Consider the following 22,844-nt stretch of genomic DNA (forward strand, 5'->3'; position numbering starts at 1 on the left):
TTTATTGATTAATCTGGCTTGGTTTTATCCGGCCAGTCATCCCTTTGACGCCCGCGGGAGCCGTTGGCGGCGTCAACAATCCAGCAAGGTTTGCCGGTCACGGCACTTTTTGCCTATGGGTTTAACGGTTGATGGCAATGCCGAAGCCGTAGCGGGTGGAACTGCGGTTGTAATCGACCAGGCTTTCGCCGTAGCCGTCCCAGAACTGGAAAAAAATATCCATGTTTCCCATGAAGTGGTAGTTGATATCCACCTGCACACTGCCGTAATCCCATATCCGCCCCTTGCGGACGATAACGGCCCACTGCATCCAGTATTGGTTGAGGGTTATGGAAAGCTCGTTGTTCCCCTGATAGTCGCGGATGTCGGCGTTTTCGACGGCGCTGTAGGCGTACCACCACTTCAGCGCGGCGACGAGCGTTGTGAAGCCGAGGGGAAGTTTTTCCGGATCGTCGATCACGAGCCGGGGCTCCCAGTAGATGCGGTTCCAACTGCGCGAATCCGGCCCGTCGCGCCCGTTCGATTCGTGCTCGAACAGCCCGATCTTTCCCCAGCGCCAAATGCCGGAGCCGTTATCGGTGTAGTCCAGATAAAATTCCGGGTTGTAGTTCGTTTCGCGGAACGGAAGGGAGGGGGCGGTGACGCTCCAGAGCGATTTTTGGGTATAGCCGAAATTCAGGCTCTTGCACAGATGCTGTTTGATGCTCAATTGGTATTTGATGTAATTCATCATGCCGTCCGCCGCGTTCGGCGTTCCCCATTGGCCCATGAGGACATAGTTCCGCTTGTGGGGGTGGATACCCCACTCCTCGCTGGCCGGTATCAGGCCGTCGGCCACGCCGTCGCTTTTGCAAAAGTTGTAAAGGAACTCGGCCGGATCATCGGCGCGCGCGGCGGCGGGAGCCAGCAAAGCGGCGGCCAGAAGGAGGGAGAAAACCCGTTTCACCGGATTACCGTTCAAGAATCCAGCGCAAAAGGTTTTCATAAAAAGCATCGCGGTCTTTCAGCATGCGGGGGAATGAGCGCCGGGTTTCGGCCACGAGCTGTTCCCTGCCGCGCGCGCCCCGTTCGCGCAGCAGTTCGGGCAGGTACTCTTCGCCCCAGCCGCGCACGTCGGCCTCTTCCACTTCCGGATGGACTTGCAGCGCCAGCGCGTTGCCGTGGCGGAACGCCTGATTGGCGCAGGCTTCGCTCCGGGCGAGATGCGCCGCCCCTTTGGGGATGGCGAAGGTATCGCCGTGCCACTGGAAAACGGTAAGCGTTTCCGGCAGGCCGGCCAGCAGCGGCTCGCGCTTTCCTTCCTCGGTGAGCGTTACCGGCATCCAGCCGATCTCCTTCACGGGGTTTTTTGTCACCTTCGCGCCGAGCGCGCGGGCGATCATCTGGCCGCCGAGGCAAAAGCCGATCACCTTTTGGTTCTTTTTGATGATATCGCGCAGCAGCCGCAGCTCATCGCCGAGGAAGGGGTGCTTCTCCTCTTCGTACACGTTCATCGGCCCCCCCATGATCAGCGTCACGGCGTAGCCGTCGGCGGTGGCGGGGCATGGTTCCCCTTTGGAAAGGTCGATATCGTCGATGGTGAAGCCGTTGCGCTTCAAAAACTCCCCGAATGTGCCGGGGCTTTCGATGCTAACGTTTCTTAAGGCCAGGGCGCGCATGTTTCTTTACCTCCGATGTTTTATGGGGGCCGCGCTTCAGCTTGGCCGCCTTCGGGTCTTTACGCGCGAGGCGCTTGAAGCCGGTTTTTTCCCGCGCGGTTTCCTTGTGCTTGGCCGGACCCGGTTCGCGGCGCGGTTTTTCCTCCTTTGCGTGGCGGCCGGGGCGGTGGTCGAAGATGCACTTTATCGGCGCGCCGGTGAAGCCGTAGTCCTCGCGGATGCGGTTCATCAGGTAGCGGTGGTACGTCTCCGCCACACAGGCCGGCTTGCTGACGAAAAAGATGAACGTCGGCGGCGCCACATGGGACTGCGTGATGAAAAAGAATTTGGGCCGGTGGCCGCTCACGATGGGGGCGGGCACGCGCGAGGTCCAGGTGACGATCTTCCGGTTCAGCGGGCCGGTGTCTATCCGCTTGCGGTATTCCAGTTTCACCTGCTCGATGGTCTCGAAGATGCGGTGCATCCGCTGCCCCGTCTCGGCGCTGACAAACAGCACCGGCGCCCAGGCGATGTGCTTCAGCTTTTCCTCCAAGTCGCGCTGGAAGCGGGCGGACGACATGGTGTCTTTTTCCACCAGGTCCCACTTGTTCACCAGGATGACGCAGGCGCGGTAATGATCGTTGATGATGCCGGCCACCCGCTCGTCCTGCATGGTGACGCCCTGCGTGGCGTCCAGCACCAGCAGCGCCATATCGGCCCGCTCGATGCTCTTGAGCGACATGATGATGGAGAATTTTTCCAGTTTCTGCGAGACGCGGTTTTTCCGCCGGATACCGGCGGTATCGATGAAGATGTATTCCTTGCCGTGGTATTTCACCGTGGTGTCCACCGCGTCGCGCGTGGTGCCGGCGATTTCGCTCACCACCAGCCGCTTCTCGCCCATGATGCGGTTGATGAGCGACGATTTCCCCACATTGGGCCGCCCCACCACGGTGATGGTGATCGGGGCTTCGGCGGCTTCCTCTTTAGGCTCTTCCTCTTTGACGTAGCGCAGTTCGTCCGGCACCCCCTTGGTGAGCATGTCGGAAAGCTCGCCCAGGCCTATGCTGTGCTCGGCCGAAATCGGCACGATGTCTTCGAAACCGAGTTCGTACCAGTCCTCCAGCATGTCGCCCATCCGGGGGTTGTCCACCTTGTTCACCGCCAGAACCACCCGCTTGCTGGTGCGGCGGAGAATATCGGTGATCTGCCGGTCGAGGATGCTGATTCCCTCCTTGCCGTCCACCACGAAGCAGATGACGTCGGCCTCTTCCACCGCCAGCAGCGCCTGTTCGCGTATCTGCTTGGTGATGATATCGTCCTGCGCCACCTCGATGCCGCCAGTGTCGATGATGAGCGCGTTCACGCCGGAGAGATCGGCGTTGCCGAACATCCGGTCGCGCGTGACGCCCGGCATATCGTCCACGATGGCGTTGCGGCTGCGGGTGAGCTTGTTGAAGACGGTGCTCTTGCCCACGTTGGGCCGCCCGACGAGGCAGACGGTGAAAGACGGTTTATTAGCCATATGGGAAGTTATGTTATCACTTTGCCGCGCCGCCGTGGTGTCTTTTGAGCGACACCCGCCCTGAACGGCCCGGAATGGCCGCCCACGGGCCGGTGCATGGAAAATCGGCTCCGGTACGCTATACTGTTTTCCATGATGCCGATGCCGCGTTTCCCGGTCTCCTTCCGGGTTGCAGCCATGCGTCCGCTCCTTCTCTGCGCGCTCATCCTGTGCGCGGGCGCCGCTCCCCAGGCCCACGCCCGGCAAAAAGAGGTTGCCCGCCCGCCGGATAAGGAAGTCACCATTACCGGCGTCGTCGCAAAAGCGGCGGTGGACGAAAACGACAAAGTCATCGCCGTGGAAATCCAGGAGGAGTGGTTGGAAGGAACTGAATACTATCTGGTGAACGACGACGCCAAGGGGAACGAGCTTCTTGGGCTGGTCGGCAAGAAGGTGGAAGTGACCGGCGTTGTGGATGAGGATGAGGACGGCAACAAAATACTCACGGTAAAGTCGTTTTCGGTCAAATAACGGCCGCCGCTTCTTAATTTGACGGCGCTTCACCTAACTGTGTCTAATAGCGCACATGGAATCAAATAAAGCATCGGTTATCGGGGCGGGGGCCTGGGGCACCGCGATAGCGCGCCACCTCGGCGGCAAGGGGGTGCCGGTCACGCTGTGGGCTTACGAGTCCGAAGTGGTTGATGAAATAAACAACGCGCATGTCAATTCCGCCTTTCTCCCCGGTTTCACGCTAAGCGGAAACATCACCGCCACCACGGACCTGGCGAAGGCCGCCGGCGCGGAGGCGGTCTTTTTTGTCGTTCCGTCCCACGTTATGGAAGGAGTCATCAAAAAGATGATCCCGCATCTCGCGCCCGATGCGGTCATCGTCTCCGCCACGAAGGGGATCGAGAATAACCGGCTGCGCATGCCGAGCGAGATTTTCGACGAGCTGCTGCCGCCCGCCGCGGCGCGTAGGTTGGTTTGCCTTTCCGGCCCCACCTTTGCCAAGGAGGTGGCGATGGGGCTGCCGACCGCCATCACCGCCGCCTCGCGCGACCCGGCGGCGGCGCAAAAGGTGCAAGATCTGTTGAGCGACCAGCGGATGCGCGTTTACACGCACGACGACGTTATCGGCGTGGAGCTGGGCGGCGCGGTGAAAAACGTCATCGCCATCGCCGCCGGCATCGCCGATGGCCTCAAACTGGGGCACAACGCCCGCGCCGCGCTCATCACGCGCGGCCTGGCCGAGATGGTGCGGCTGGGCAAGGCGATGGGCGGCTCCGAAGCGACCTTCGCCGGCCTTTCCGGCATCGGCGACCTGATCCTCACCGCCACCGGCGATTTGAGCCGCAACCGCACGGTCGGCATGCGGCTCGGCGCGGGGGAAAGCATCGGGCAAATCCTCGGCGGCATGAAGGCCGTCGCCGAAGGGGTGCTCACCAGCCGCTCGCTGTACGAACTGGCGAAGAAAAAAGGGGTCGATATGCCGGTCTGCGCCGAGGTGTTCCGCGTTTGCCACGAGGGAAAAAATCCCAAGGAAGCGGTGGCGCAACTGATGGGGCGCAGTCTTAAGGGGGAGTTTTACTGATGGACCGCGCGCATCTGGAAAAAATGCTGGCGGCGGTGAAGCGCGGAACGCTTTCGCCCCAAAGCGCGGCGGCTAAGATTGTGAACGAGCCCTATGAGGATATCGTTTTCGCCAAGGTGGATCACCACCGCGCGCACCGCCAGGGGTTTTGCGAGGTGATTTTCTGCGCCAGTAAAACCCCCGCGCAGGTTGCCGCCATCGCCAAAAAACTCCTTGCACGGAGCGACCGGCTGCTGGCCACCCGTGCCGACAAAAAGATGTACGCCGCCGTGAAAAAGGTGGCAAGGAACGCCGTCTATCACGCGCCGAGCGGCGCAATCACCGTCGAAAAGAAACCGGCAAAGAAAACCGGGCGCCTGTTGGTGCTCACCGCCGGAACCTCCGATATTCCGGTGGCGGAAGAAGCGGCGGTAACGGCATCCATCATGGGCCTGAACGTGACGACGATTTACGATGTCGGCGTCGCGGGCATCCACCGGCTGCTGGATCAGCGCGATGCGCTGCAAGGGGCCGACTGCATTATCGTGGCCGCCGGGATGGACGGCGCGCTCGCCAGCGTGGTGGGCGGCATGGTCGCATCGCCGGTGGTGGCGGTGCCAACGTCTGTCGGCTACGGCGCGGCGTTCGGCGGCCTCGCGCCGCTGCTGGCGATGCTCAACAGTTGCGCCAGCGGCATCGCGGTGGTGAACATCGACAACGGTTTCGGCGCGGCCGCGATGGCCCGCCGGATTATCAAAGGGAAATATAAGGACAAAAATGAAAATCGCATATCTTGACGCGTTTTCCGGCATCAGCGGCGACATGGTGGTGGGGGCGCTGATCGATCTCGGCGTGCCGCTGGCCTATTTGAAACGCGAGCTGAAAAAAATCGATGTGCATGGCTACCGCCTTACCGCCGAGCCGGTGAAACGGAGCGGCATAGCCGCCACGCAGTTTGGCGTCCACATCACGAAAAAACAGAAGAGCCGCGATTACGCCGTCATACGCCGGCTCATCGAAACGAGCAAGCTGGACGCGGCGGTGAAAGAGACCGCGCTCCTCATATTTAAAAATATCGCCGTGGCGGAGGCGAAGGTACACAACCAGAGCATCGAGAAGGTGCATTTCCACGAAGTGGGGGCGGTGGACAGCATCGTCGATATTGTTGCCGTGGCGCTTGGCTTCCACCGGCTCGGCATCACCCGCTTCGCCTGCTCCCCCATCCCGACCGGCGGCGGCATGGTGGATACCATGCACGGCATGATGCCGGTGCCGGCCCCCGCCACGATCCTGCTGCTCAAAGGGATTCCGCTGACGCCGGATGCCACCCCGATGGAACTGACCACCCCCACCGGGGCGGCAATTGCCGCCGCCCTCGCCGAAAACTTCGGGCCAATGCCGGCGATGAAGCCGCTGGCCGTGGGGTACGGAGCCGGAACGAAAATCCGGCAAGACCGGGTGCCGAACCTTTTCCGCATCGTGCTGGGGGAACCTGCGGGGCGCGGCAAGAGGCTGATGGTGCTGGAGACGAACATCGACGACGCCACGCCCGAAAGCCTCGGCTACGCGACGCTGAAAATTCTTGGCGCGGGGGCGCTCGATGTATGGGTGGCAAGCGTAACAATGAAAAAGGGGCGGCAGGCGTTCGTCCTTTCGGTGCTCTGCGATCCGCTGAAGGCGGCGGACCTGCGCAACCTGATGCTGGAGGAAACCCCCACGCTGGGTGTGCGGCAGTACGAGGTGGAACGGTTCGAACTGGAACGCAAAGTCATCAAGGTGAAAACGAAGTTCGGCGAAGTGCGGATAAAAGAAGCGCTCACCCCCGGCGGCCAGCGCCGCCTGAAACCGGAGTATGACGATTGCAAAGCGCTGGCGGAAAAAGCGGGAAAGCCGTTCGACGCCGTCTACCGCGCCGCCCTCGGCGCCGCCTTAAAGTAGCCAACCCATTTCCCGGACTTGCAAATAATACTTCCGGACCATTTAAATCGCCAAAGTAAACCTGTATACTTTCGTTGCATAAAGTCTTTCCAATTGGAGGAAGCGGCGATGGTATTTAGTATCCGCATTGCGCGGATTTTTTTGTTGTTGTCGGCAATGTTGCATTTTTCAGCCGTGGTTTCGGCGTTTGCCGGCGACCAAATGGCTTTCAATGGCGATGAATCAATGTTCTTCACTTCCGAGGAGATGAACTCCATAAGCGCGTTCCGGGCAAAACCGGTTCCGGAGTCGCCGGGCTTCATCACGGTCATCACCGCCAAAACCATCGCCGCGATGGCGGCAAAGGATATGGCGGATGTTTTGAATATCATCCCCGGATTTCATATCGCACACTCCAATTCCGCCGAAACCCAGCTCGCGGTTAACGGGCTTCAAACACCCTCCGATATCCTGGTGATGATCGACGGACACCGCTTCAACAATTTCCACGATGGAACCGCGTTTTACGACCTACCCGTGGACGGCATTGAAAAGGTGGAGGTCATCCGCGGCCCGGGATCGGCGCTGTATGGCACCAACGCGGTGGCGGCGGTCATCAACATCATCATGAAAAAGGCCCAAAACGGGCGCATCAAGGCCGGTGGCGGTTCTTTTAACACATGGAAGCTGAATGCCGGTTATGGCGATGTCCGGGAGGGCGACCGGATATCGGCCTTCGCCGAGTTGTATGACACCGGCGGCGGCGATGCCACCATCCCGTGGGACCGCCTCTCCAACAACACCGCCGCCGCGCCCTATTCCAAAGCGCCCGCGATGATGAAGGGAAATCAGCGGAAATTGATGGGGGACGTCCAGTGGGATCATGGGGAGACAAATACCAGGTTCGCGTTTTACAACGATGACCGCGGGCCGGGGTTTGCCTATCAGAACATCGTGGCCGATGGTTCGCATTACTCCTCCAGCTACTTTTCCCTCGATATCTCCCGCCCGTGGGGAAGTGAAAAAACCGTGTTGGTGGAACCCCGGCTGTATGGCGACCTTTGGATGGTGGAGAAAAAAATCCAATTGTATCCCGATGGCTACACCGACAACCGCGACCTGAATGGGGATGGGCAGCCGGAATATTTCCAGAACGGCATGATGCTCCAGAAAAAATACGATGTGCTTACCGGCGGTTTCGAGCTGCGGGGCCGCTCCATGATCGGGGACGACAATTACCTCACCGTCGGCGGGGTTTTTGAAGATTCAAGCATACGCAACCCGCGGGTGTTGACCAGCTATGCCGGTGAACCGGACGTGGGCGCCGTTCCCCAAGGGTATTTGGCCAACTGGAACGGTTATACGTTTCCGTCGAGATCCCGCAACATCCACGCCGCGTATCTCCAGGACGATTGGACGCCCAGCCGGTACTTTAATCTGGTGGGCGGCGTCCGTTACGACCATTACAGCGATTTCGGCGATACCGTCAACCCGCGGGCGGCCATGGCTTTTTATCCGCTTGCCGGACTCGACATCAAGCTGCAATACGCCACCGCCTTCCGCGCTCCGACGTTCAGGGAGCTTTATGACGAGACCGATTTGCAGTTCGCGGGCAACCCCTCGCTAAAGCCGGAAACAATCGAAACGCTGGAGGCGGGGATCGGTTATACCTATGCGGCGAACAGCTTTGTGCGCGTTAACGCGTACCGCCAAACGTTGAGCGATTACATCACCACGCTGTTCAACACATCGCTGGCGGCGATCACCCGCTTCGAGAACGGCGGAAAACTGGAAATAAACGGCGCGGGAATCGAGGCGAAACACACCTTTGAATCCGGAACGTTTTTCATGTGGAACGCATCCCTCTTTAACGCGAAGGATGTCGTTTCAAACAGTTATCTGACGCAGGTTCCGCAACTGCGGGGCAATGCGGTGCTGGGCGTGTATCTGCCCGCCGGGTTTAACGGCACGCTCACATACGGTTATTTCGGAACGGCAAAAGCAAATGCCCGCACTTCGCAGGAAATCATTCTGGGGCGGGCCGACGTGGAAGGCCCGTTCAACATCGTGAACCTGGCGTTATCGAAAAAGAACGTGCTGCGGGGCGTAAACGTCAAACTGTCGGCCTTTAACCTGCTCAACGCCGATTACCGGGAAATCTATTCCGACACCCGCCACCGGCTTCCGGCGGTTCCTGATATTGGCGCCGCAAAGAACCATATCCAGACCAGCCAGCGCATATTCCTTTTTGAACTGGAAAAGGAGTTTTGACAATGAACCGGAAAAACATGGGCCGATTATTAACCGCCGCATTGATGATGGGAATGACGCTTTTCACCCTTCAGGCATGCGGAAACCTGAATGTTAAAAACAACGATGAAAAATATGCGCCCTATACCGACGCTACCGTTATAGGGAGCATTAAATACGAGCTAACCACGCACTATTCCTCGATGGCAAGCTGCCAGACGGGTTTGGGAACCCTCGTTGCGGATACTATGGTGTGGAAAACGAACGCTGATTTTGCCGTTGTAAACGCTGGAACCGTCCGGTTCAATCCGCCCGATCCGGCGGGCGATAATCTCCACGCCGGTCTTATTACCAAGGGGGATGTGGCCAAGTTCCTCCCCTATGACAACCTGAGCGGCATTGCCCCGGCCACCAATCCGGCAACCATTGTTACCGTGAGCCTCAGCGGCGCCGTGATAAAAGAGATGCTCGAAAACAGCTTCAGCCGTATGCAGCCGGATGGCACGCCGGGCGCCAGTTACGGACGGTTTTTGCAGGTCTCCGGCCAATTGCAGGTTTTTGCCGATGTTACAAAACCCGTCGGTTCCCGCATTACCGCGGTTAACTTTAAAACCTTCAATCCCGATACGACCACCCCGATTGATCTTGCCGACACCACCAAGCTGTATCGCATGGCCGTGCTGAAGAAATACATAAAAAACGCCCCCGGTTTTGCGGATTACGATAAATATTGGGATATCCTTGCCAAGGGGTCCAATGTGGTGGATACCAATATTTACCTCTACGACGCGATGGTCGAGGTCTTTTTAAAGTTTTCGCCTTTGGCATCTGGAGATCCATCCAACTGCTCCGACCCAAATCTGAACCTGGTCATTACCCATCAGTAAGAGGCTATAGGAACAAAGGCGTGCTGTATGTTGCCGGGGAGGTGCTATTGTCCGCTAATATGCGCTTTCATCGCATCTTAGGGATATTGGCTTGCCTTGCCATAACCGCCGCCGCGCCGGCTTTTCCGGCGGAAATCGCCATTCTCGTATCGCAAGATATTCCCCCGTATAAACAGGCCGTTTCCTCATTTGCCGCCGGCGTGGGCAGGGTAACAATCTCCACCCATGACATGAACGGCGATGTGGCCGATGGAAGGCATTATCTCGAGGGCGCGGCGAACGGCGGCGCGCGGTTGATTGTGGCTGTTGGAGCCAAGGCGATGGCCGCCGCCGCCGATTTCGCGGAGCGCCTGCCCGTGCTGACGCTCATGGCGCCGGAACCCGCAAAAATTCTGGGATACGGCAGTTTGGGTTTCGGCATCACGCTGAGCCCCAACCCGGCCGATCAATTCGCCCTTTTGCATGAGCTGCTCCCGGAAGCGAAAACAATCGGCGTGATTTACGGCTCCGGGATTTTATCGGATGAATTGACCGACGGCCTGACGGCGGCGCGCGCCCGGTACCGGCACCGGTATCGGGTTGTGGAAGAAAAGGTCTCTTCGCCGGACGGGGCGCCGGGCGCCTTCCGCCGCGCGGTGGAGGCTTCCGATGCGATATGGCTGGTGTTTGACGAAACGGTGGTGACGGAACAATCCATAGAATATCTTTTTGCATTGGCCCTGGAAAAAAGGATTCCCGTCATCGGCTTTTCCAAAAAAACCGTCCAAAAGGGGGCGCTGTTCACCGCGTTTTCCGATTACGGCGATATCGGCGCCCAAGCCGCGATGCTTGCAAAAAAGGCGCTGGCGGCAACAGCGCCGGCGGACATCGGCTATCTGTATCCCGAAACAGGCGGATACTACGTCAACCGGCGTATCGCGGAACACCTGAAAATTCCCCGGATCAAGCGCTTTGGGGGCGTGTGGGTGGAATACTATGAGTAAATTGATGAAATTCAATCCTCACGGGCTGCGGTTTTATTTCGCCATCCGCCTGGCTCTCGTTTTCCTGCTTGTGGCCGCCATCATGATCTACACCGCCTTGTCCTATATTTCGGCCACGACGGTTGAGAACCATATGAATCTCGCGCAGGTGTTGGCGGAAGAAATTGCCGTGAACAGCGAATACGGCTTCCTTACGGGCGACAAGGTGATATTGGGGAAAATGCTGGAGGGGGTAAAGCGCCAAAAAAACGTCGCATATGCCGCTATCGTTGAGAAGGAAGGAACCGGGGGGATTTTATACGAGTTCTCCCGGGGAGGGTATCACCCGCAACCGCTTGCGCCGTTGCCGGCCGCGATCCAAAAGGAAAAATTCTCCTTTGGAAAATATCGCATGGTGGTCGGCGTCACATGCCCGGTGTATGCCGCCACTTCGCCGAATGATGCCGAGTCATTGCTTTTTGAAGGCGCGGGGGAACCGCCGCCCCGGAAGGCAAAGACACTGCGGGGGGCGGTCCGGGTTTTTATTACGCTTGATGATGACCGTGTTGAAATTGGCCGGTTGAGCGCGCTGGTTGTCACCGGTGTCGCCGCCGGGCTTTTGCTGTTGGTGTTCATGCTGTACGCCATGTTGTCCAGACAGGTCATTGGGCCTTTAGACGAGTTTATCCGGGGCGTCCGCGAGATCGAGGAGGGAAACCTGGACTACCGCATCCCGCTGCGATCCAGGAGCGAAATCAAAAAATTGGTGGAGGCATTCAACGATTCGGTGGAAAAACGCCAGCATGCATTAAAGGAGTTGTCCCGATATTACGAACAACTTGAGGAACTGGTCATCGCAAGAACCAGGGAATTGCAGACCGCGCGGGACCAAGCCGAGGAGGCGACGCGGCTAAAAGACAAATTTGTCACCGCCGCTTCCCACGATTTGCGTTCGCCCATTGCGTCCTTGCAAGTACTTATCCGGCATATGCAAGGGCGGCCTGAAATCCAGGTCAATCCGGAAACCAAAAACGTGTTTGCCGCCGCCCTTAAAAACACCCAGGGCCTGTTAAAACTGATAGACGCTTTGCTGAATTTAAACCGTATCCAAATGGGCAAGTTCACCTATCGTTTTGGGGAGTGCGATGCCGCCAGAATCGTGACAATCGCCATCGAGCCGCTGCAGGCCCTTGCGGACGCCAAAAATATCACCATACATAACTTCCTAAAGCCGGGACTGACTATAAAGGCGGATGAGGCTCTTTTTGTCCAGGCAATCCAGAATCTTGTTTCCAACGCGATAAAATTCTGCGAATGTGGAGATGGGATATCGATTGCGGGTGAAATGACCGACAAAGGATTTGCGTTAAACATAAAGGATACCGGCATTGGCATTCCGCCGGAAAATCTTGAACGGCTTTTTGCCGGCAATATAATTCAAAGCGTGCCGGGGACCGCGGGGGAATTGGGAACCGGACTGGGGTTGCAATTCTGCCACGAGATCATCAAAGCGCATGGGGGACGAATCACCGTTGAAAGCACGGTTGGAGAAGGAACCGCTTTTACCATTAGCATTCCGGCGGAGCCGCTCCGGTCATCCTGAGGCGCGGGTTTTGTCGTACTGGGCGCGGCGAAGTATCTCTTTCGGGAAAAGGATTCTTCAGTCGCTGACGCTCCTTCAGAATGACGGATATGCTTAATGGAAGGCAAATTCGATGAAATAAATTCGGGCGGCGGCGGGGAAAAACGTTACTCTCTCCAAGCCGTCACCGCCCGCGAAGCGCGGGGCCGGGGCCTACGCCATGCCCGGTCAAAACCGCTTATACCTGCATCCTCATAACTTCCTGATATGCGTCGATCACCTTGTTGCGCACCTGCACCGTCATGCGGAAAGCAATATCCGCTTTTGAAAGGGCTATCATCGTTCCGTGGATGTCCTTGTTCTCGCCGCTGACCAGCGCTTCGATGGATTTATCGGCGTCGATCTGGAGATTGTTCACTTCGTCCATCGATTCCTTCAGCGCGTCCCCGAAACTTTTGCCGGTGGTTCCGCCGGTATGCGCCGATTTAAGGCCGAGGTCGGCACCCAGCGGCTTGAAATTCGTGTTAAGCCCGGTGATTTTCATCGTCTATTCCTTATCGCACGTCGGTGATAGCCGATTTTATGATGCTGCCACGCTTGTTCATCGCGGTGATCGCCGCGTCGTAGGCCATCTGCGTTTCTGAAAACGCCGTAACCTCTTTTTCCATGTCCACGTTGTTGCCGTCGATCCGCCCCCGCGTCAAATCGACGTCGGTTACTCCCTGGATGCCCTTGATATCCTGCATCGGAGCCCCGAAGTGGCCGGCGTGGGTGGCCTTCAGCGGCATGGCCGAGCCGTCCACCGCGCCGCGCAACACGCTTTCAAATTCAAACCGCGACGCCTTGAACCCGGGGGTCTCGGCGTTGGCGATATTGGCGGCATGAACCGACGCCTTCTGGGCGTTGAGATCGAGCGACCTTTTCAGCAGCGCCGGTGTGCGGTCGCTAAACAGTACCGAGTTGATAAGTCCCATAATATTTCCTCTTGCCTGTCAAAGGAGCAAGGGATGTGCCGTTTGATCAACATATTGATAAATATGGCACATGGCTGTTATGCCATGCCAAAAAGGGCGTCAAATCGGAAGGATTTTCCCCAAATTTTTGACGCCCTCCGGGCTACTTCCACGCCACGGCGGCGGTTCCCTGCACCACGATGTCCGCCCGAAACCCTTTCCGGCCCATGAAAAAGCGGCGCACATACAGCTCTTTCACCTCCGCCCGCAGGGTGGCGTGTTCGTCCAGCGCGATGTTGAGCGCCTGTTCGATTTTCCCCCTGGCGTCCTTCAGCCCGGTATCCATCCGCCACTGGGCCTGCTTGCGCATCTCCGCGCGGAAATCGTCGTGCAGCAGCCATTCGGCGGCGGTGTGCAGAACGTTCTCGGTCTCCAGCGTGTAGTCGAGCTTGTCCAAAGACAAAAGCCCCTTCGCCTCGTCGTAGACCGGCTCTCCCATGAAATAGATGACGCCGTCCACATCCCCTTTCAGCCCGAGCTGTATCACGCAGCGCTCCTTCGACGGGTAAATCGTCACGCCGGTAATAGTCACCCGGCGCTTGCCCAGAACCACCGGCTTTTCCGCGAGCCGCCGGTGGAGCTGCTCCGCCGCCGCGTCGAAATCCAGTTCCGCCTTGAGCGCCACGCGGAATGTGCCGTTCCCTTTGGGTCCCGTTTTCAGCTCCGGCAGCGGCAGGACGCCGGGCGCGGGCATTTTCCCCCCCGCCAGCGCGGGGCTGCCCGCGATGCCGATGCCGGTGGCAAGCCGGTCGCCGGCGCCGTCTATGGGGGTCACATATATTTCGCGCGGATTCGGCAGCAGCCATACATCCTTCTCCAGCCGCAGCGGCGTCTGCATCCGCTTCCAGGCCTCCTCGGCGGTTTTTTTGAAGTCGGCCGCCGCCGGTATCCGTTCGTCGATCAGTTTCGCCGCCTCTTCCAGCCGGGGGCGGACGTTGCCGTCAACCGCGCGGGTGATATCGAAATTGAGCGCCGTCACGCCGCAGCTGTTGGGATAGAGGTTCGGCAGCAGTTTTGTTTTGGAGCGCACCTTCCAGTCCGGGGCCCAGGCGAGCGCGGTCTCCATGCTGAAAACGGCCTCGCGCGGGGCTTCGCCGCCGTCGCCGCATTGGCCAAACTGCATCCAGGGCGGATTGCCCCCCGCCAGAAGCCCGGCCTTGAGCCGGTGCGCCACCGCCAGCGAATAGTGGAGGCGCACGGTAATCGTCACCTTGTTCCCGGCGAGGTTCGCCTGCAACGGCCCGCGCCAAACACGGTACTTCACTCCCACGTCCCCCACGGGGCTTGTGCCGACGGTTTCCCACCCTTTGCTGTTGAATTCGAGCGGAACCTTTTCCTCCACCTTCCGCAAAATGGGATCCAGATGCACCGTCACCGGAATTTCAATCGCGCTCTCCTCCGGCGGAAGGTCCGGCTCCGGCGCTTCCGCTTCAAAAGCCGGCTTCGGCACGCCAAGCCCGCCGCCGCACCCCGCCGCGCAGGCGAGCAACAGGGCGCAGAGAACCGCCGACGGGGAGGAATCGCGTTTCATCCGGTGAATTATACCCCGGCATCCCGTTCTTCATCCCGGCGGGATGCTCATGCGCGCCCCCGGCCGGCGCGGGAGATTTCCCGCGCCGCGATTGATAACCGCACACGGCTGTGATACGCTGTGAAACTGTCAGGAGTAATGGGATATTATATATCCACATAGGGTGGCGGCCGGGCAAAAAGTGGGCTGCATTATCGCAAATTGGTAGTAGAATGCGGGCGTTAATTATTCTGCCCGCCCCGGAAACGGGCGGACGGCGCTTTGCGGGGGATGGGGCAATTTTGCGGTTTCTTCGCCGGCATTTTTTCGGAGATTTGAGGGGATGGGGAACCGGTTCGGCATCACGGCGGTCACGGCATTCGCGTTGACCCTTTTTATGGCGGCCTGCGCCACCGGCGATGTTGAGCGCGCCTTCGACCCGAAAACCGCGGAAAAGGATTCGAACAAAATCATCATCAGCTACTGCATGAGCTGCCACACGCACCGGACGTTCGATGCGGCGGCCCATGTTCCCGCCGCGCAAGAGCGCCATGCCGGTACGGCGCGCGCGCGCGCAACGGAGTGCCGCGCCTGCCATACCTATTCAGTGACCTGGATGGGCGACGAGGTGCGCGGCACGCACTGGCCGGCCGCGAAGGAACCATGAAGGGGCTGGCGGACCGCTTTAAAGTAGCCATCATCGGGATGGGTAAAGGAGGTCTGCCGCTGGCCAAGATGTTCGCCGAAGACCCCGATATAGAAATCGTGGGGGTTTCGAGCCGGAGCCAGGATGCCCCCGGCATCGCATGGGCGAAACAGCACGGCATCTTCACCACTCCCGACTTCAAGGAACTTTTCATCAAACTCCCCCGCATCGACATCGTCATCGACGCCACCGGCAATCCGCACGTGGGCGCTTTCCTGAACGACCTCAACCGTCCCGAAACCGAAGTGGTGAAAGGGATGACCGCCAACCTGGTCTGGCGGATGGTGGAAGAACGCGAAGCGCGGGAACAGGCCGCCAAGCGGACGCTGGAAGAGCAGATGCTGCTCTACAACATCGGACTCATGCTGGCGAACGCGGAAAAATCTGATCATGCCCTTAAGCTGATCGTGGAAGCGGCGATGGACCTGCTGGAAATGGCGGCCGGCTCCGCCGCGCTCTTCGACGAAGAGAAGGGGGAGATGCGGATGTCCGTGGTCATGGGGTTCCGCGGCGACAAGCCCCCCCTGCACGCATGGAAGGTGCGGCCCGGCGGGCTGACCGCCCACATCCTTTCGAACAGCCAGCCAACCGTCATCGAAGAACTGGAAAATAATCCGAAGTTCGATACGTCCCACCTCAAGGACCAGGGGTTCCGCTCGCTGGTGGCGGTGCCGCTGAAGGCCGAAGGGAAAATCGTCGGCATCCTGTATGTGGACGACTTCCGCCCGCGCAAATTCACCGCCCGCGAACTGAGCCTGATGGGGCTTTTGGGGGCTTTGGCCGCCAGCGCCGTGGAAAAAGTGCTGATGCTGGAGCGGGCGGAGGAAATGGCCGTGACCGACGAACTGACAAAGGTCTACAACCACCGGTATTTCGTGCGGACGCTCCTGACGGAGCTCAAGCGCGCCGAACGCTATGGAGAGCCGTTGGGGCTTTGCATGATCGACGTGGATCACTTCAAAAAATTCAACGATACCCACGGCCACCTGAAGGGGAACGAGGTGCTGATCGAAATCGCGAAAATCATGCGGATAGCAATGCGCGAAACCGATATCGTCGCCCGTTACGGCGGCGAAGAGTTCGCCGTCATCCTGCCAAAGACGGGCAAAGACCATGCGATGGCGCTTGCCAACCGCCTGCGCGAGGCCGTTGAAGAAGGCAGATTCCCGGGGGCCGAACTTCAACCGTTGGGGAAGCTGACGGTCAGCATCGGGATAGCGGCGTATCCGGATGACAGCGCCACAGCCGACAGCGTGTCGGAAATCATCGAGCTGGCCGATCAGGCGCTCTATCAATCAAAATCGGCCGGACGCAACCGCGTTACGGCCTGCCATGATAAATAGCGGGGGAAGGGGCGGGGCTCAGTGTCCGCGCTTCGCGGCGTAAACCGCCTTTATCTTGTCGCGCAGTTCCAGCGGATTGAACGGTTTCAGGATATATTCGTTCGCCCCCAGCTTGAGCCCGTTCTGGATGTCCTCTTCGTGGCCGCGCGCGGTGAGGATCATGATGACCACGTCGTCGAATTCCCCGTGCTGGCGGATTTCCTTGAGCACCTGAAAGCCGTCCACCTTCGGGATGTTGATGTCCAGCACGATCACCTGGGGCCGTTCCTTGGCGACCAGGGCGACCACTCCCTCGGAATCGTTCTTGGTGACGCAGGCCAGCCCTTCGTCCTGCAGCAAATAGGATATGCCGCGGGTGACGTAGTACTCGTCGTCGACGATAAGAACCGGCCTGGTGTTTTCCATATATTCAGCGGACATTATAACAGCAGGATTTATCATTACGCAAAGCGGACCAAATTCAGCCGCCCCTAATTTTCCACCGGCGGCCCAAACGCCGAAACCGGCGGCAGATCCACCTCCGCCACGCGGGTAAAATGAAACTCCGATGCGCCGTTAATTGTCACGCTGAACGCGCCCTTTTCTTCACCGTATGCAAACTCGAACCGGGCGGGCGCCGCCGCCGGGCGGAGCAGCACAAGGCTTTTGATCCGCCCGCCGGGATAGAACTCCCAGCGGCGCTTCACCCCCTCCCGTTCGTGCCGCAGCGCTCCGTTTGAATAGCGCAGTTCCCCCTCGCGCAATACGGCGGGATCAAGGCAGGGAGGGAAATTATCGATAAAATCTTCGGCCCAATACCGTTCCCCCCCCAGGCGGATCGGCGCGCCGGCGCGGCGGGGGAATGTTTCACGCGCCCCGTGGGCCGGCGAAGCGTAAAAGAGATTCTCTTCGTCGGCGGTGGCGAGAAACCAGACGCTCCCCAGCGCATCGCTCAATGTCAGGCGCAGCCGCGCCGGCCGCGAGACCAGCAACGCCGCCCGCGCGGCCAGCCGTTCGCCGCCGACTTTGATTGTGGCGCGCCCGGTCATCAGCACATGGGGCGCGCAGATGTTTTGGGATAGCAGCGGGGCAAGCTCTCCGGCCGAAGGAGGGGCGGCGGGGGGTGTGACGATGGCGCACGAGACAAGAAAAAGCGGCAAAAACGCGGCCAGTCTTTTCATCCCGTTCCCGAAATTGGAAATGATAAACGTATATCCATCGCATTGCTTTTCAGATATGAAACGACCGGCGCCTTTTTGACAGATGATCAAAAAAGCGCGTTTCCAATTTCGGTCCGGGACAAACCCGATGATGGATTTTCCCGCGTTTTCCGGAAATTGCGCCATGCCTTGCGCCACCCGCGCCAGAAATTCCACCTTCAGTTTGGAATCCGGGTTTCATGCCATCACCGTCGGCGCTACTTCGTCCCCTTTGCCTTGACGCGCGCATCATCCAGTTTTTTCAATACGTTGGGGTTGCTTTTCACTTCCACCGAAACGGCGAAGGCGGCCGCCGCATCGTCGAAATTCCCGAGGGCGTAGTGGATGTCCCCCAGATGCTCGTAAACCGTGGCGTCCTTATCCTTCGTGTTGGCAATCGCTTTTTTAATAGTGGCAAGCGCCAACTCCTTTTTCCCCTGCCGGTGGTATATCCACGAAAGGGTGTCGAGGTAATACCCGTTGTCCGCATCCATCTCCAGCGCGCGATGAATAAGCTGCAGCGCCTCGTCCAGATTGCGATTCTGCACCGAGTAGAGGTACGCGATGTAGTTCAGCGCGTCGCCGTGGTTGGGGTTGATCTCCAGCACCTTGCGCATCGCCGCCACGCACTTGTCGTATTCCTTCATCTTTTCGTATGTGGCCCCCAGGTGGAAAACGTACTCGGCCCGGGTGGGGGCCAGCTCTATCGCCCGGTTCATGCTTTTCACCGCCGCGGCGTAATTCTCCTTTTTCACGAAAATCACCCCCATCAGGTAGTGAAGTTCGGGGTCGTCTTTCTTCAAAAGCATCGCCTTATCCAACATCGCCCGCGTATCGTCCAGCTGTCCCAGCTTCTCGTAAATGCCTCCCATGTGGACATATATCTCGGCGGCCGCGGTATCGTCCGTCCCCCCCTTGATCATATCCCCCCACACCACCAGGGACTCCTTGAACATCCCCATCTCCTCGTAAATCCGGGCGATGTAGTACGGCGCCGTCTCATTGGCGGGGTCTTTCAGTTTCACCAGCTGGAATTTTTCCAGCGCCTCTTTCCATTCGCCGCGCTGGAAGTAAAGCAGCCCCATCTTGAGGGCCAAATCGATGGTGCCGGGATCGCTCTTTTCGATCTCCTTGTACACATCCAGGGCTTCGCCGTAATCTTTTTTCATCAGATAGGCGGTGGCGAGCCGCTGCTGCACCGTTTCGTTTTTGGGGTCCTTTTCCAGGTATTTTTTGTAGATGTCGATGGCAAGGTCGTATTTCGTCTGCGCCAGATAGACCCAGCCGAGCGTTTCATACGCCTTGGTGAAGGTGGGGTACTGCTGAATGAGGATGGTGAGAAATTCCTCCGCCTTGAAGTACAGCTTCATTTCCACATAAACGCGCGCGAGGTAGAAAATGACCGCCTGCGACTGCGGCTCTTCCTTAAGCGCCTGCAGCAGTTCCCGCTCGGCGTCCTCGTAGCGCTTCATCTCCAGATAGTTCACCCCCAGGTTCAGGCGGATGTCGGTGCGGGTGGGGGCCAGTTCAAGCGTCTTGCGGAGATATTTTTCCGCCTGCGTGTAATTCTTGAAGCTGTGATAGATACCCCCCAGCAGCGCGTTGAGCTGCACATGGTTCGGATCAATGACCAACCCCGCTTGGGCGGCGTCCACCGCATCGCGGTATTTCCCCATCGCCAGCGAAATGCGGCTCATATCCAGGTAAACGGAGAGCGCGTTGGGGTCGGCCTTCTTGGCTTTGTTCAGTTCCTCCAGCGCTTCGGGGAGCTTGTTTTCATTTATCAGCATCTGCGCGCTGAGATAGTGGGCATATCCCTCCCGCTCCGCCCCGGCCTTGGCCGCCGCATCGGCGGGAGAAGCCGCCCGCGGCTCCCCTTCGGCCGCTTTTTCCGCCACGGGGGGCCGCGGCGCGCCATGGGGCTTGCCGCCCGATGCGCACGCCGCCAGCATCGGCATGATGCAGGCCGCGGCCGCCACCGCCGCAAGTTTCCTTCCGCGGCGCGCGCCGGCGCGGAACAGCCGTTCCAGCGAGCCCTTTAATTCCGGGCCGGCGGCCACCGCCACCGCCGCGTCTATCCTCTGCTCGTCGGCCGCAGCGAGGGGCGCGTCCGCCGGCTCTTCGGCGGCGGGGGGGAACGGCATTGCCGGCCGCTCGGCGAATTTCACGGTTATGTTTTGCACGTTGTTCGTATCTCCAATGACGTTGCGCGTTTTTTCCAGCACTTGCAGGCGGGCGTAGTCCAGCGGCGCGAGAAACGCGCGGTCGTGGACATGAATCACCAGCGTGTTTTTGGCGATATACGCGGGACTGCACACCGCCGCCAATTGCTCGCCCACAATCGCGGGCCAGCGCGCGCTGATCTTGGCGAGGGTGGAAAGGCTTTGCAGCCTGACCGACTTGAGGGCGCGGTCCAGCGCGTCACGCAAGGGAATCACAGTCCTGCTCCTATAATCAGTTTGGTTGGGCTATTAGAACATGAAATGCGCGGAAGGCTCAAGAATACATGCAACCCGGCCCGGGAACGCCGAAACGCGGCACAATGGCGATTGAAAGCCCCGCTCCCCTGCCGCTGGATTTGGAAATCAGCCCTTCTTCAGCGACTGGTCCATCCAGTCGAGGTAGGCGGGGAGGCCGGCGGTGATGGGGAGCATGATGATTTCCGGCACCTGATAGCTGTGCAATTCTTTCACGGCGGCCATCAATTGCGGGAAAAATTCGCTGCGCGTTTTGACGATTATCTGCGCCTCTTCCCCCTTTTCGGTTTTTCCTTCCCATGTGTAGATGGAGGTGACGCCGGGGATGATGGAGCAGCAGGCGGCCAGTTTTTGATCGACGAGCGCGAACGCTATTTTTTCCGCCACTTCTTTCGAGGGGGCGGTGATGAGGCAAAGGGCGTAGTCGCTTACGGCGCAGTTCATTTTTTTGGCTCCTCCACACGTTCGCCGGTTTTCATCACAAGGAAGTAACCGGCGTAAAACTCCACAAGGCCGATGGCTGTGTCCTTCATCATCTTCGCCATATCGGGGGTGCCGAAAAAGGATAAAAAGGCCATCGCCACATAGATGATCCCCAAAAGCTGAAGCGCACGCCCCAGCATGAACACAACGCCACTCATTCCGTTCCGGCCCTCCGATCCCTTCATTTGCACATAATCATCCCCTCCTTCGCAAGGAGGGGATACAGGGGAGGTTTTTAACCCCACCTGCACCTCCCCTTGCAAAGGGGAGGAAATTAATCTTTAAACGGGGTGCGCTATCAGGTCGTAGTCCATCGCCCCGGTTATTGTTACCTTAATTATCTCACCGGGGGCGGCTTCACACTCGTCTAAAATCGTTTCGCCGTCCACCTCGGGCGCCTGCGTGGCGAGCCGCCCGATCAGCAGCCGGTTTTCATTGTCGTACCGCTCGACCAGCGCGTCGAATGTTTTCCCCAGTTTTTCCTTGTTCTTCTTTTTCGATATCGCGTTCTGCGCTTTCATCAACTGCGCTTGGCGTTTTTCTTTTACCTTTTCCGGCACGTCATCGGCGAAGGCGGCCGCCCCCGTTCCCTCCTCGCTGGAGTAGGTGAAAACCCCCACATGGTCGAACTGCGCTTCCTTGACGAAGTTCAGAAGATTGTCGAACTGCTTCTCCGTTTCGCCGGGGAAGCCGACGATGAAGCTGGTGCGAATCGCCCCGTGCGGCATTTTCTCCCGTATCCGTTTCATCAGCGAGCGGATATCGGCGCTGGTCTCCTGCCGCCCCATCCGTTTCAACACCGCGTCGTCGTAATGCTGGAACGGCACGTCGATGTACGGCGTGAACGGCGGGCCGGACGCGATCATGTCTATCATCGCGTCGGTGATGAGCGTGGGATAGAGGTACATCACCCGCAACCACCCTCCTTGCAATTCTTTCAAATTCTTCAAATCTTTCAAAAGCTCCACGAGGCCGTTTTTCTTCCGCAGATCGGCCCCGTAGCGGGTGGTATCCTGCGCCACGAGGACCAATTCGCGGATGCCGATGGCGAGAAGTTCTTTCGCTTCCGCGATGACCGCTTCCGGCGGGCGGCTTTTCAGCGGGCCGCGGATGGCGGGGATGGAGCAGAAAGAGCAGGCGTTGCCGCATCCCTCGGCGATTTTGAGATAGGCCGACACAACCCCCGGCTGGGTGACGCGTTTGATGTTGTCGGTGCGGTAGACCTCTTTGGTCGATTCGTCCGAGATGGCCAGCAGGTAGTCGATCTCCGGGATGTCGCTTTGCAGTTCGGCCTTGTAGCGTTCCACCATGCAGCCCATCACGGCCAGCTTTGCGCCGGGCCGCGTCTTTTTTATCTCGGCCAGATTGAGGATGGTGTCGATGGTCTCGCGCTTGGCGGCATCGATGAAGCCGCAGGAGTTCACCAGGAGGCAGTCGGCCTCTTCGGGGTTGTCGGTGATGGTGCATCCCTGCTGCTGCAGGATGGCCAGGATTTTTTCGCTGTCCACCCGGTTCTTGGCGCAGCCGAGCGAAACCATGTGCAGCCGCATGTTGCGCAGATTTTTCATGCGGAGATTATAGCGCGAATTTCCGGGGAAGGATTTAGGCGTCTTTAAAAATGAAGCGGCCCGAAAAAGCGAGGGTTGCCAGCATGGCCCGATATGCTTATAATGTGCTCCTTAATCGGGCGATTAACTCAGTGGTAGAGTGCTTCCTTCACACGGAAGAAGCCGCAGGTTCAAATCCTGCATCGCCCACCATTTTTCCTTAATACTAAATTCAACGCGGTCTTCCGCATCACGCCATTCATATATTTTTTTGT

22 protein-coding genes and 1 tRNA gene are annotated in these 22,844 nt (G+C 58.8%); 11 read left to right on the forward strand and 12 right to left on the reverse strand.

Features of this window, described 5'->3' with window-relative positions; translation table 11 throughout:
* Positions 1-121 precede the first annotated feature (121 nt).
* From HZA03_11230 to der, 3 genes are read right to left on the reverse strand one after another with little or no spacing between them, the layout of a single operon-like run.
* Positions 122-946, reverse strand: coding sequence for a phospholipase A (locus HZA03_11230; protein ID MBI5638532.1), 825 nt, complete (start codon positions 944-946; stop codon positions 122-124).
* Positions 947-950: 4 nt separating this feature from the next.
* Positions 951-1,658, reverse strand: a complete 708-nt coding sequence (locus HZA03_11235; GenBank protein MBI5638533.1) for a type 1 glutamine amidotransferase — start codon at positions 1,656-1,658, stop codon at positions 951-953.
* Positions 1,630-3,162, reverse strand: a complete 1,533-nt coding sequence (der, locus tag HZA03_11240; protein MBI5638534.1) for a ribosome biogenesis GTPase Der — start codon at positions 3,160-3,162, stop codon at positions 1,630-1,632. The genes HZA03_11235 and der overlap by 29 nt, the downstream gene beginning before the upstream one ends.
* 132 nt (positions 3,163-3,294) lie before the next feature.
* On the opposite strand from der, the gene HZA03_11245 reads away from it, so the two are divergent.
* From HZA03_11245 to HZA03_11280, 8 genes are all read left to right on the forward strand, one after another.
* The gene (locus HZA03_11245; protein ID MBI5638535.1) at positions 3,295-3,672 is read left to right on the forward strand and encodes a hypothetical protein; all 378 of its coding nucleotides are present in this window, start codon (positions 3,295-3,297) and stop codon (positions 3,670-3,672) included.
* A gap of 55 nt (positions 3,673-3,727) precedes the next feature.
* Positions 3,728-4,735 (forward strand): NAD(P)-dependent glycerol-3-phosphate dehydrogenase, encoded by a 1,008-nt coding sequence (locus HZA03_11250; protein ID MBI5638536.1) that lies wholly within the window; start codon positions 3,728-3,730, stop codon positions 4,733-4,735.
* Positions 4,735-5,511 (forward strand): nickel pincer cofactor biosynthesis protein LarB, encoded by a 777-nt coding sequence (gene larB / locus HZA03_11255; protein ID MBI5638537.1) that lies wholly within the window; start codon positions 4,735-4,737, stop codon positions 5,509-5,511. Before HZA03_11250 ends, larB begins: the two co-directional genes overlap by 1 nt.
* The gene (larC, locus tag HZA03_11260) at positions 5,492-6,652 is read left to right on the forward strand and encodes a nickel pincer cofactor biosynthesis protein LarC (GenBank protein ID MBI5638538.1); all 1,161 of its coding nucleotides are present in this window, start codon (positions 5,492-5,494) and stop codon (positions 6,650-6,652) included. The genes larB and larC overlap by 20 nt, the downstream gene beginning before the upstream one ends.
* A 201-nt stretch (positions 6,653-6,853) precedes the next feature.
* Positions 6,854-8,902 (forward strand): TonB-dependent receptor, encoded by a 2,049-nt coding sequence (locus HZA03_11265; protein ID MBI5638539.1) that lies wholly within the window; start codon positions 6,854-6,856, stop codon positions 8,900-8,902.
* 2 nt (positions 8,903-8,904) lie between these two features.
* Positions 8,905-9,768: a 5'-nucleotidase C-terminal domain-containing protein gene (locus tag HZA03_11270; protein MBI5638540.1), complete on the forward strand. Its 864-nt coding sequence runs from the start codon at positions 8,905-8,907 to the stop codon at positions 9,766-9,768.
* A 47-nt stretch (positions 9,769-9,815) separates the two neighbouring features.
* On the forward strand, positions 9,816-10,751 hold the full coding sequence (locus tag HZA03_11275) for a hypothetical protein (protein ID MBI5638541.1): 936 nt from the start codon (positions 9,816-9,818) through the stop codon (positions 10,749-10,751).
* A gap of 4 nt (positions 10,752-10,755) precedes the next feature.
* Complete coding sequence (locus tag HZA03_11280) at positions 10,756-12,333, forward strand: HAMP domain-containing histidine kinase (GenBank protein MBI5638542.1); 1,578 nt, start codon at positions 10,756-10,758, stop codon at positions 12,331-12,333.
* 217 nt (positions 12,334-12,550) lie between these two features.
* Here HZA03_11280 and fliE read toward each other — a convergent pair whose 3' ends face one another.
* The 3 genes from fliE to HZA03_11295 all read right to left on the reverse strand — a co-directional run bounded on the left by fliE (position 12,551) and on the right by HZA03_11295 (position 14,856).
* A complete protein-coding gene (gene fliE / locus HZA03_11285; protein MBI5638543.1) occupies positions 12,551-12,856 on the reverse strand; it encodes a flagellar hook-basal body complex protein FliE in 306 nt (101 codons plus the stop codon).
* A gap of 10 nt (positions 12,857-12,866) precedes the next feature.
* Positions 12,867-13,286 carry a flagellar basal body rod protein FlgB gene (gene flgB / locus HZA03_11290; protein ID MBI5638544.1) on the reverse strand — a complete coding sequence of 140 codons (420 nt, stop codon included), beginning with the start codon at positions 13,284-13,286 and terminating at the stop codon, positions 12,867-12,869.
* Between the two features lie 142 nt (positions 13,287-13,428).
* Positions 13,429-14,856: a DUF4403 family protein gene (locus tag HZA03_11295; GenBank protein MBI5638545.1), complete on the reverse strand. Its 1,428-nt coding sequence runs from the start codon at positions 14,854-14,856 to the stop codon at positions 13,429-13,431.
* Between the two features lie 322 nt (positions 14,857-15,178).
* Here HZA03_11295 and HZA03_11300 point away from each other — a divergent pair, with 322 nt between their 5' ends.
* On the forward strand, positions 15,179-15,502 hold the full coding sequence (locus HZA03_11300; protein ID MBI5638546.1) for a hypothetical protein: 324 nt from the start codon (positions 15,179-15,181) through the stop codon (positions 15,500-15,502).
* A complete protein-coding gene (locus HZA03_11305) occupies positions 15,499-16,884 on the forward strand; it encodes a diguanylate cyclase (protein ID MBI5638547.1) in 1,386 nt (461 codons plus the stop codon). Before HZA03_11300 ends, HZA03_11305 begins: the two co-directional genes overlap by 4 nt.
* A gap of 18 nt (positions 16,885-16,902) precedes the next feature.
* On the opposite strand, the gene HZA03_11310 is transcribed toward HZA03_11305, so the two are convergent.
* The 6 genes from HZA03_11310 to rimO form a co-directional block, all read right to left on the reverse strand.
* Positions 16,903-17,289: a response regulator gene (locus HZA03_11310; protein MBI5638548.1), complete on the reverse strand. Its 387-nt coding sequence runs from the start codon at positions 17,287-17,289 to the stop codon at positions 16,903-16,905.
* 65 nt (positions 17,290-17,354) lie between these two features.
* A complete protein-coding gene (locus HZA03_11315; protein ID MBI5638549.1) occupies positions 17,355-18,044 on the reverse strand; it encodes a hypothetical protein in 690 nt (229 codons plus the stop codon).
* 236 nt (positions 18,045-18,280) lie between these two features.
* Positions 18,281-20,500 carry a DUF721 domain-containing protein gene (locus tag HZA03_11320; GenBank protein MBI5638550.1) on the reverse strand — a complete coding sequence of 740 codons (2,220 nt, stop codon included), beginning with the start codon at positions 20,498-20,500 and terminating at the stop codon, positions 18,281-18,283.
* A gap of 147 nt (positions 20,501-20,647) precedes the next feature.
* The gene (locus tag HZA03_11325; GenBank protein MBI5638551.1) at positions 20,648-20,983 is read right to left on the reverse strand and encodes a divalent-cation tolerance protein CutA; all 336 of its coding nucleotides are present in this window, start codon (positions 20,981-20,983) and stop codon (positions 20,648-20,650) included.
* Complete coding sequence (locus tag HZA03_11330; GenBank protein MBI5638552.1) at positions 20,980-21,180, reverse strand: hypothetical protein; 201 nt, start codon at positions 21,178-21,180, stop codon at positions 20,980-20,982. The genes HZA03_11325 and HZA03_11330 overlap by 4 nt, the downstream gene beginning before the upstream one ends.
* A 123-nt stretch (positions 21,181-21,303) precedes the next feature.
* Positions 21,304-22,590 carry a 30S ribosomal protein S12 methylthiotransferase RimO gene (gene rimO, locus HZA03_11335; GenBank protein MBI5638553.1) on the reverse strand — a complete coding sequence of 429 codons (1,287 nt, stop codon included), beginning with the start codon at positions 22,588-22,590 and terminating at the stop codon, positions 21,304-21,306.
* A gap of 117 nt (positions 22,591-22,707) precedes the next feature.
* Between rimO and HZA03_11340 the strand changes: the two genes are divergently transcribed.
* Positions 22,708-22,782: transfer RNA gene (locus HZA03_11340), tRNA-Val, on the forward strand.
* The last annotated feature ends 62 nt before the right edge of the window (positions 22,783-22,844 follow it).

It is taken from the genome of Nitrospinota bacterium, from assembly GCA_016217735.1.
Lineage (GTDB): Bacteria > Nitrospinota_A > UBA7883 > JACRGQ01 > JACRGQ01 > JACRGQ01.

Bases quoted from the DNA above. Each gene is read 5' to 3' on its own strand.
- HZA03_11235 (MBI5638533.1), bottom strand. From the start codon at position 1,658: ATGCGCGCCCTGGCCTTAAGAAACGTTAGCATCGAAAGCCCCGGCACA.
- der (MBI5638534.1), bottom strand. From the start codon at position 3,162: ATGGCTAATAAACCGTCTTTCACCGTCTGCCTCGTCGGGCGGCCCAAC.
- HZA03_11245 (MBI5638535.1), top strand. From the start codon at position 3,295: ATGATGCCGATGCCGCGTTTCCCGGTCTCCTTCCGGGTTGCAGCCATG.
- HZA03_11250 (MBI5638536.1), top strand. From the start codon at position 3,728: ATGGAATCAAATAAAGCATCGGTTATCGGGGCGGGGGCCTGGGGCACC.
- larB (MBI5638537.1), top strand. From the start codon at position 4,735: ATGGACCGCGCGCATCTGGAAAAAATGCTGGCGGCGGTGAAGCGCGGA.
- larC (MBI5638538.1), top strand. From the start codon at position 5,492: ATGAAAATCGCATATCTTGACGCGTTTTCCGGCATCAGCGGCGACATG.
- HZA03_11265 (MBI5638539.1), top strand. From the start codon at position 6,854: ATGGCTTTCAATGGCGATGAATCAATGTTCTTCACTTCCGAGGAGATG.
- HZA03_11270 (MBI5638540.1), top strand. From the start codon at position 8,905: ATGAACCGGAAAAACATGGGCCGATTATTAACCGCCGCATTGATGATG.
- HZA03_11280 (MBI5638542.1), top strand. From the start codon at position 10,756: ATGAAATTCAATCCTCACGGGCTGCGGTTTTATTTCGCCATCCGCCTG.
- fliE (MBI5638543.1), bottom strand. From the start codon at position 12,856: ATGAAAATCACCGGGCTTAACACGAATTTCAAGCCGCTGGGTGCCGAC.
- flgB (MBI5638544.1), bottom strand. From the start codon at position 13,286: ATGGGACTTATCAACTCGGTACTGTTTAGCGACCGCACACCGGCGCTG.
- HZA03_11295 (MBI5638545.1), bottom strand. From the start codon at position 14,856: ATGAAACGCGATTCCTCCCCGTCGGCGGTTCTCTGCGCCCTGTTGCTC.
- HZA03_11300 (MBI5638546.1), top strand. From the start codon at position 15,179: ATGGGGAACCGGTTCGGCATCACGGCGGTCACGGCATTCGCGTTGACC.
- HZA03_11305 (MBI5638547.1), top strand. From the start codon at position 15,499: ATGAAGGGGCTGGCGGACCGCTTTAAAGTAGCCATCATCGGGATGGGT.
- HZA03_11310 (MBI5638548.1), bottom strand. From the start codon at position 17,289: ATGGAAAACACCAGGCCGGTTCTTATCGTCGACGACGAGTACTACGTC.
- HZA03_11315 (MBI5638549.1), bottom strand. From the start codon at position 18,044: ATGAAAAGACTGGCCGCGTTTTTGCCGCTTTTTCTTGTCTCGTGCGCC.
- HZA03_11325 (MBI5638551.1), bottom strand. From the start codon at position 20,983: ATGAACTGCGCCGTAAGCGACTACGCCCTTTGCCTCATCACCGCCCCC.
- HZA03_11330 (MBI5638552.1), bottom strand. From the start codon at position 21,180: ATGAGTGGCGTTGTGTTCATGCTGGGGCGTGCGCTTCAGCTTTTGGGG.
- rimO (MBI5638553.1), bottom strand. From the start codon at position 22,590: ATGAAAAATCTGCGCAACATGCGGCTGCACATGGTTTCGCTCGGCTGC.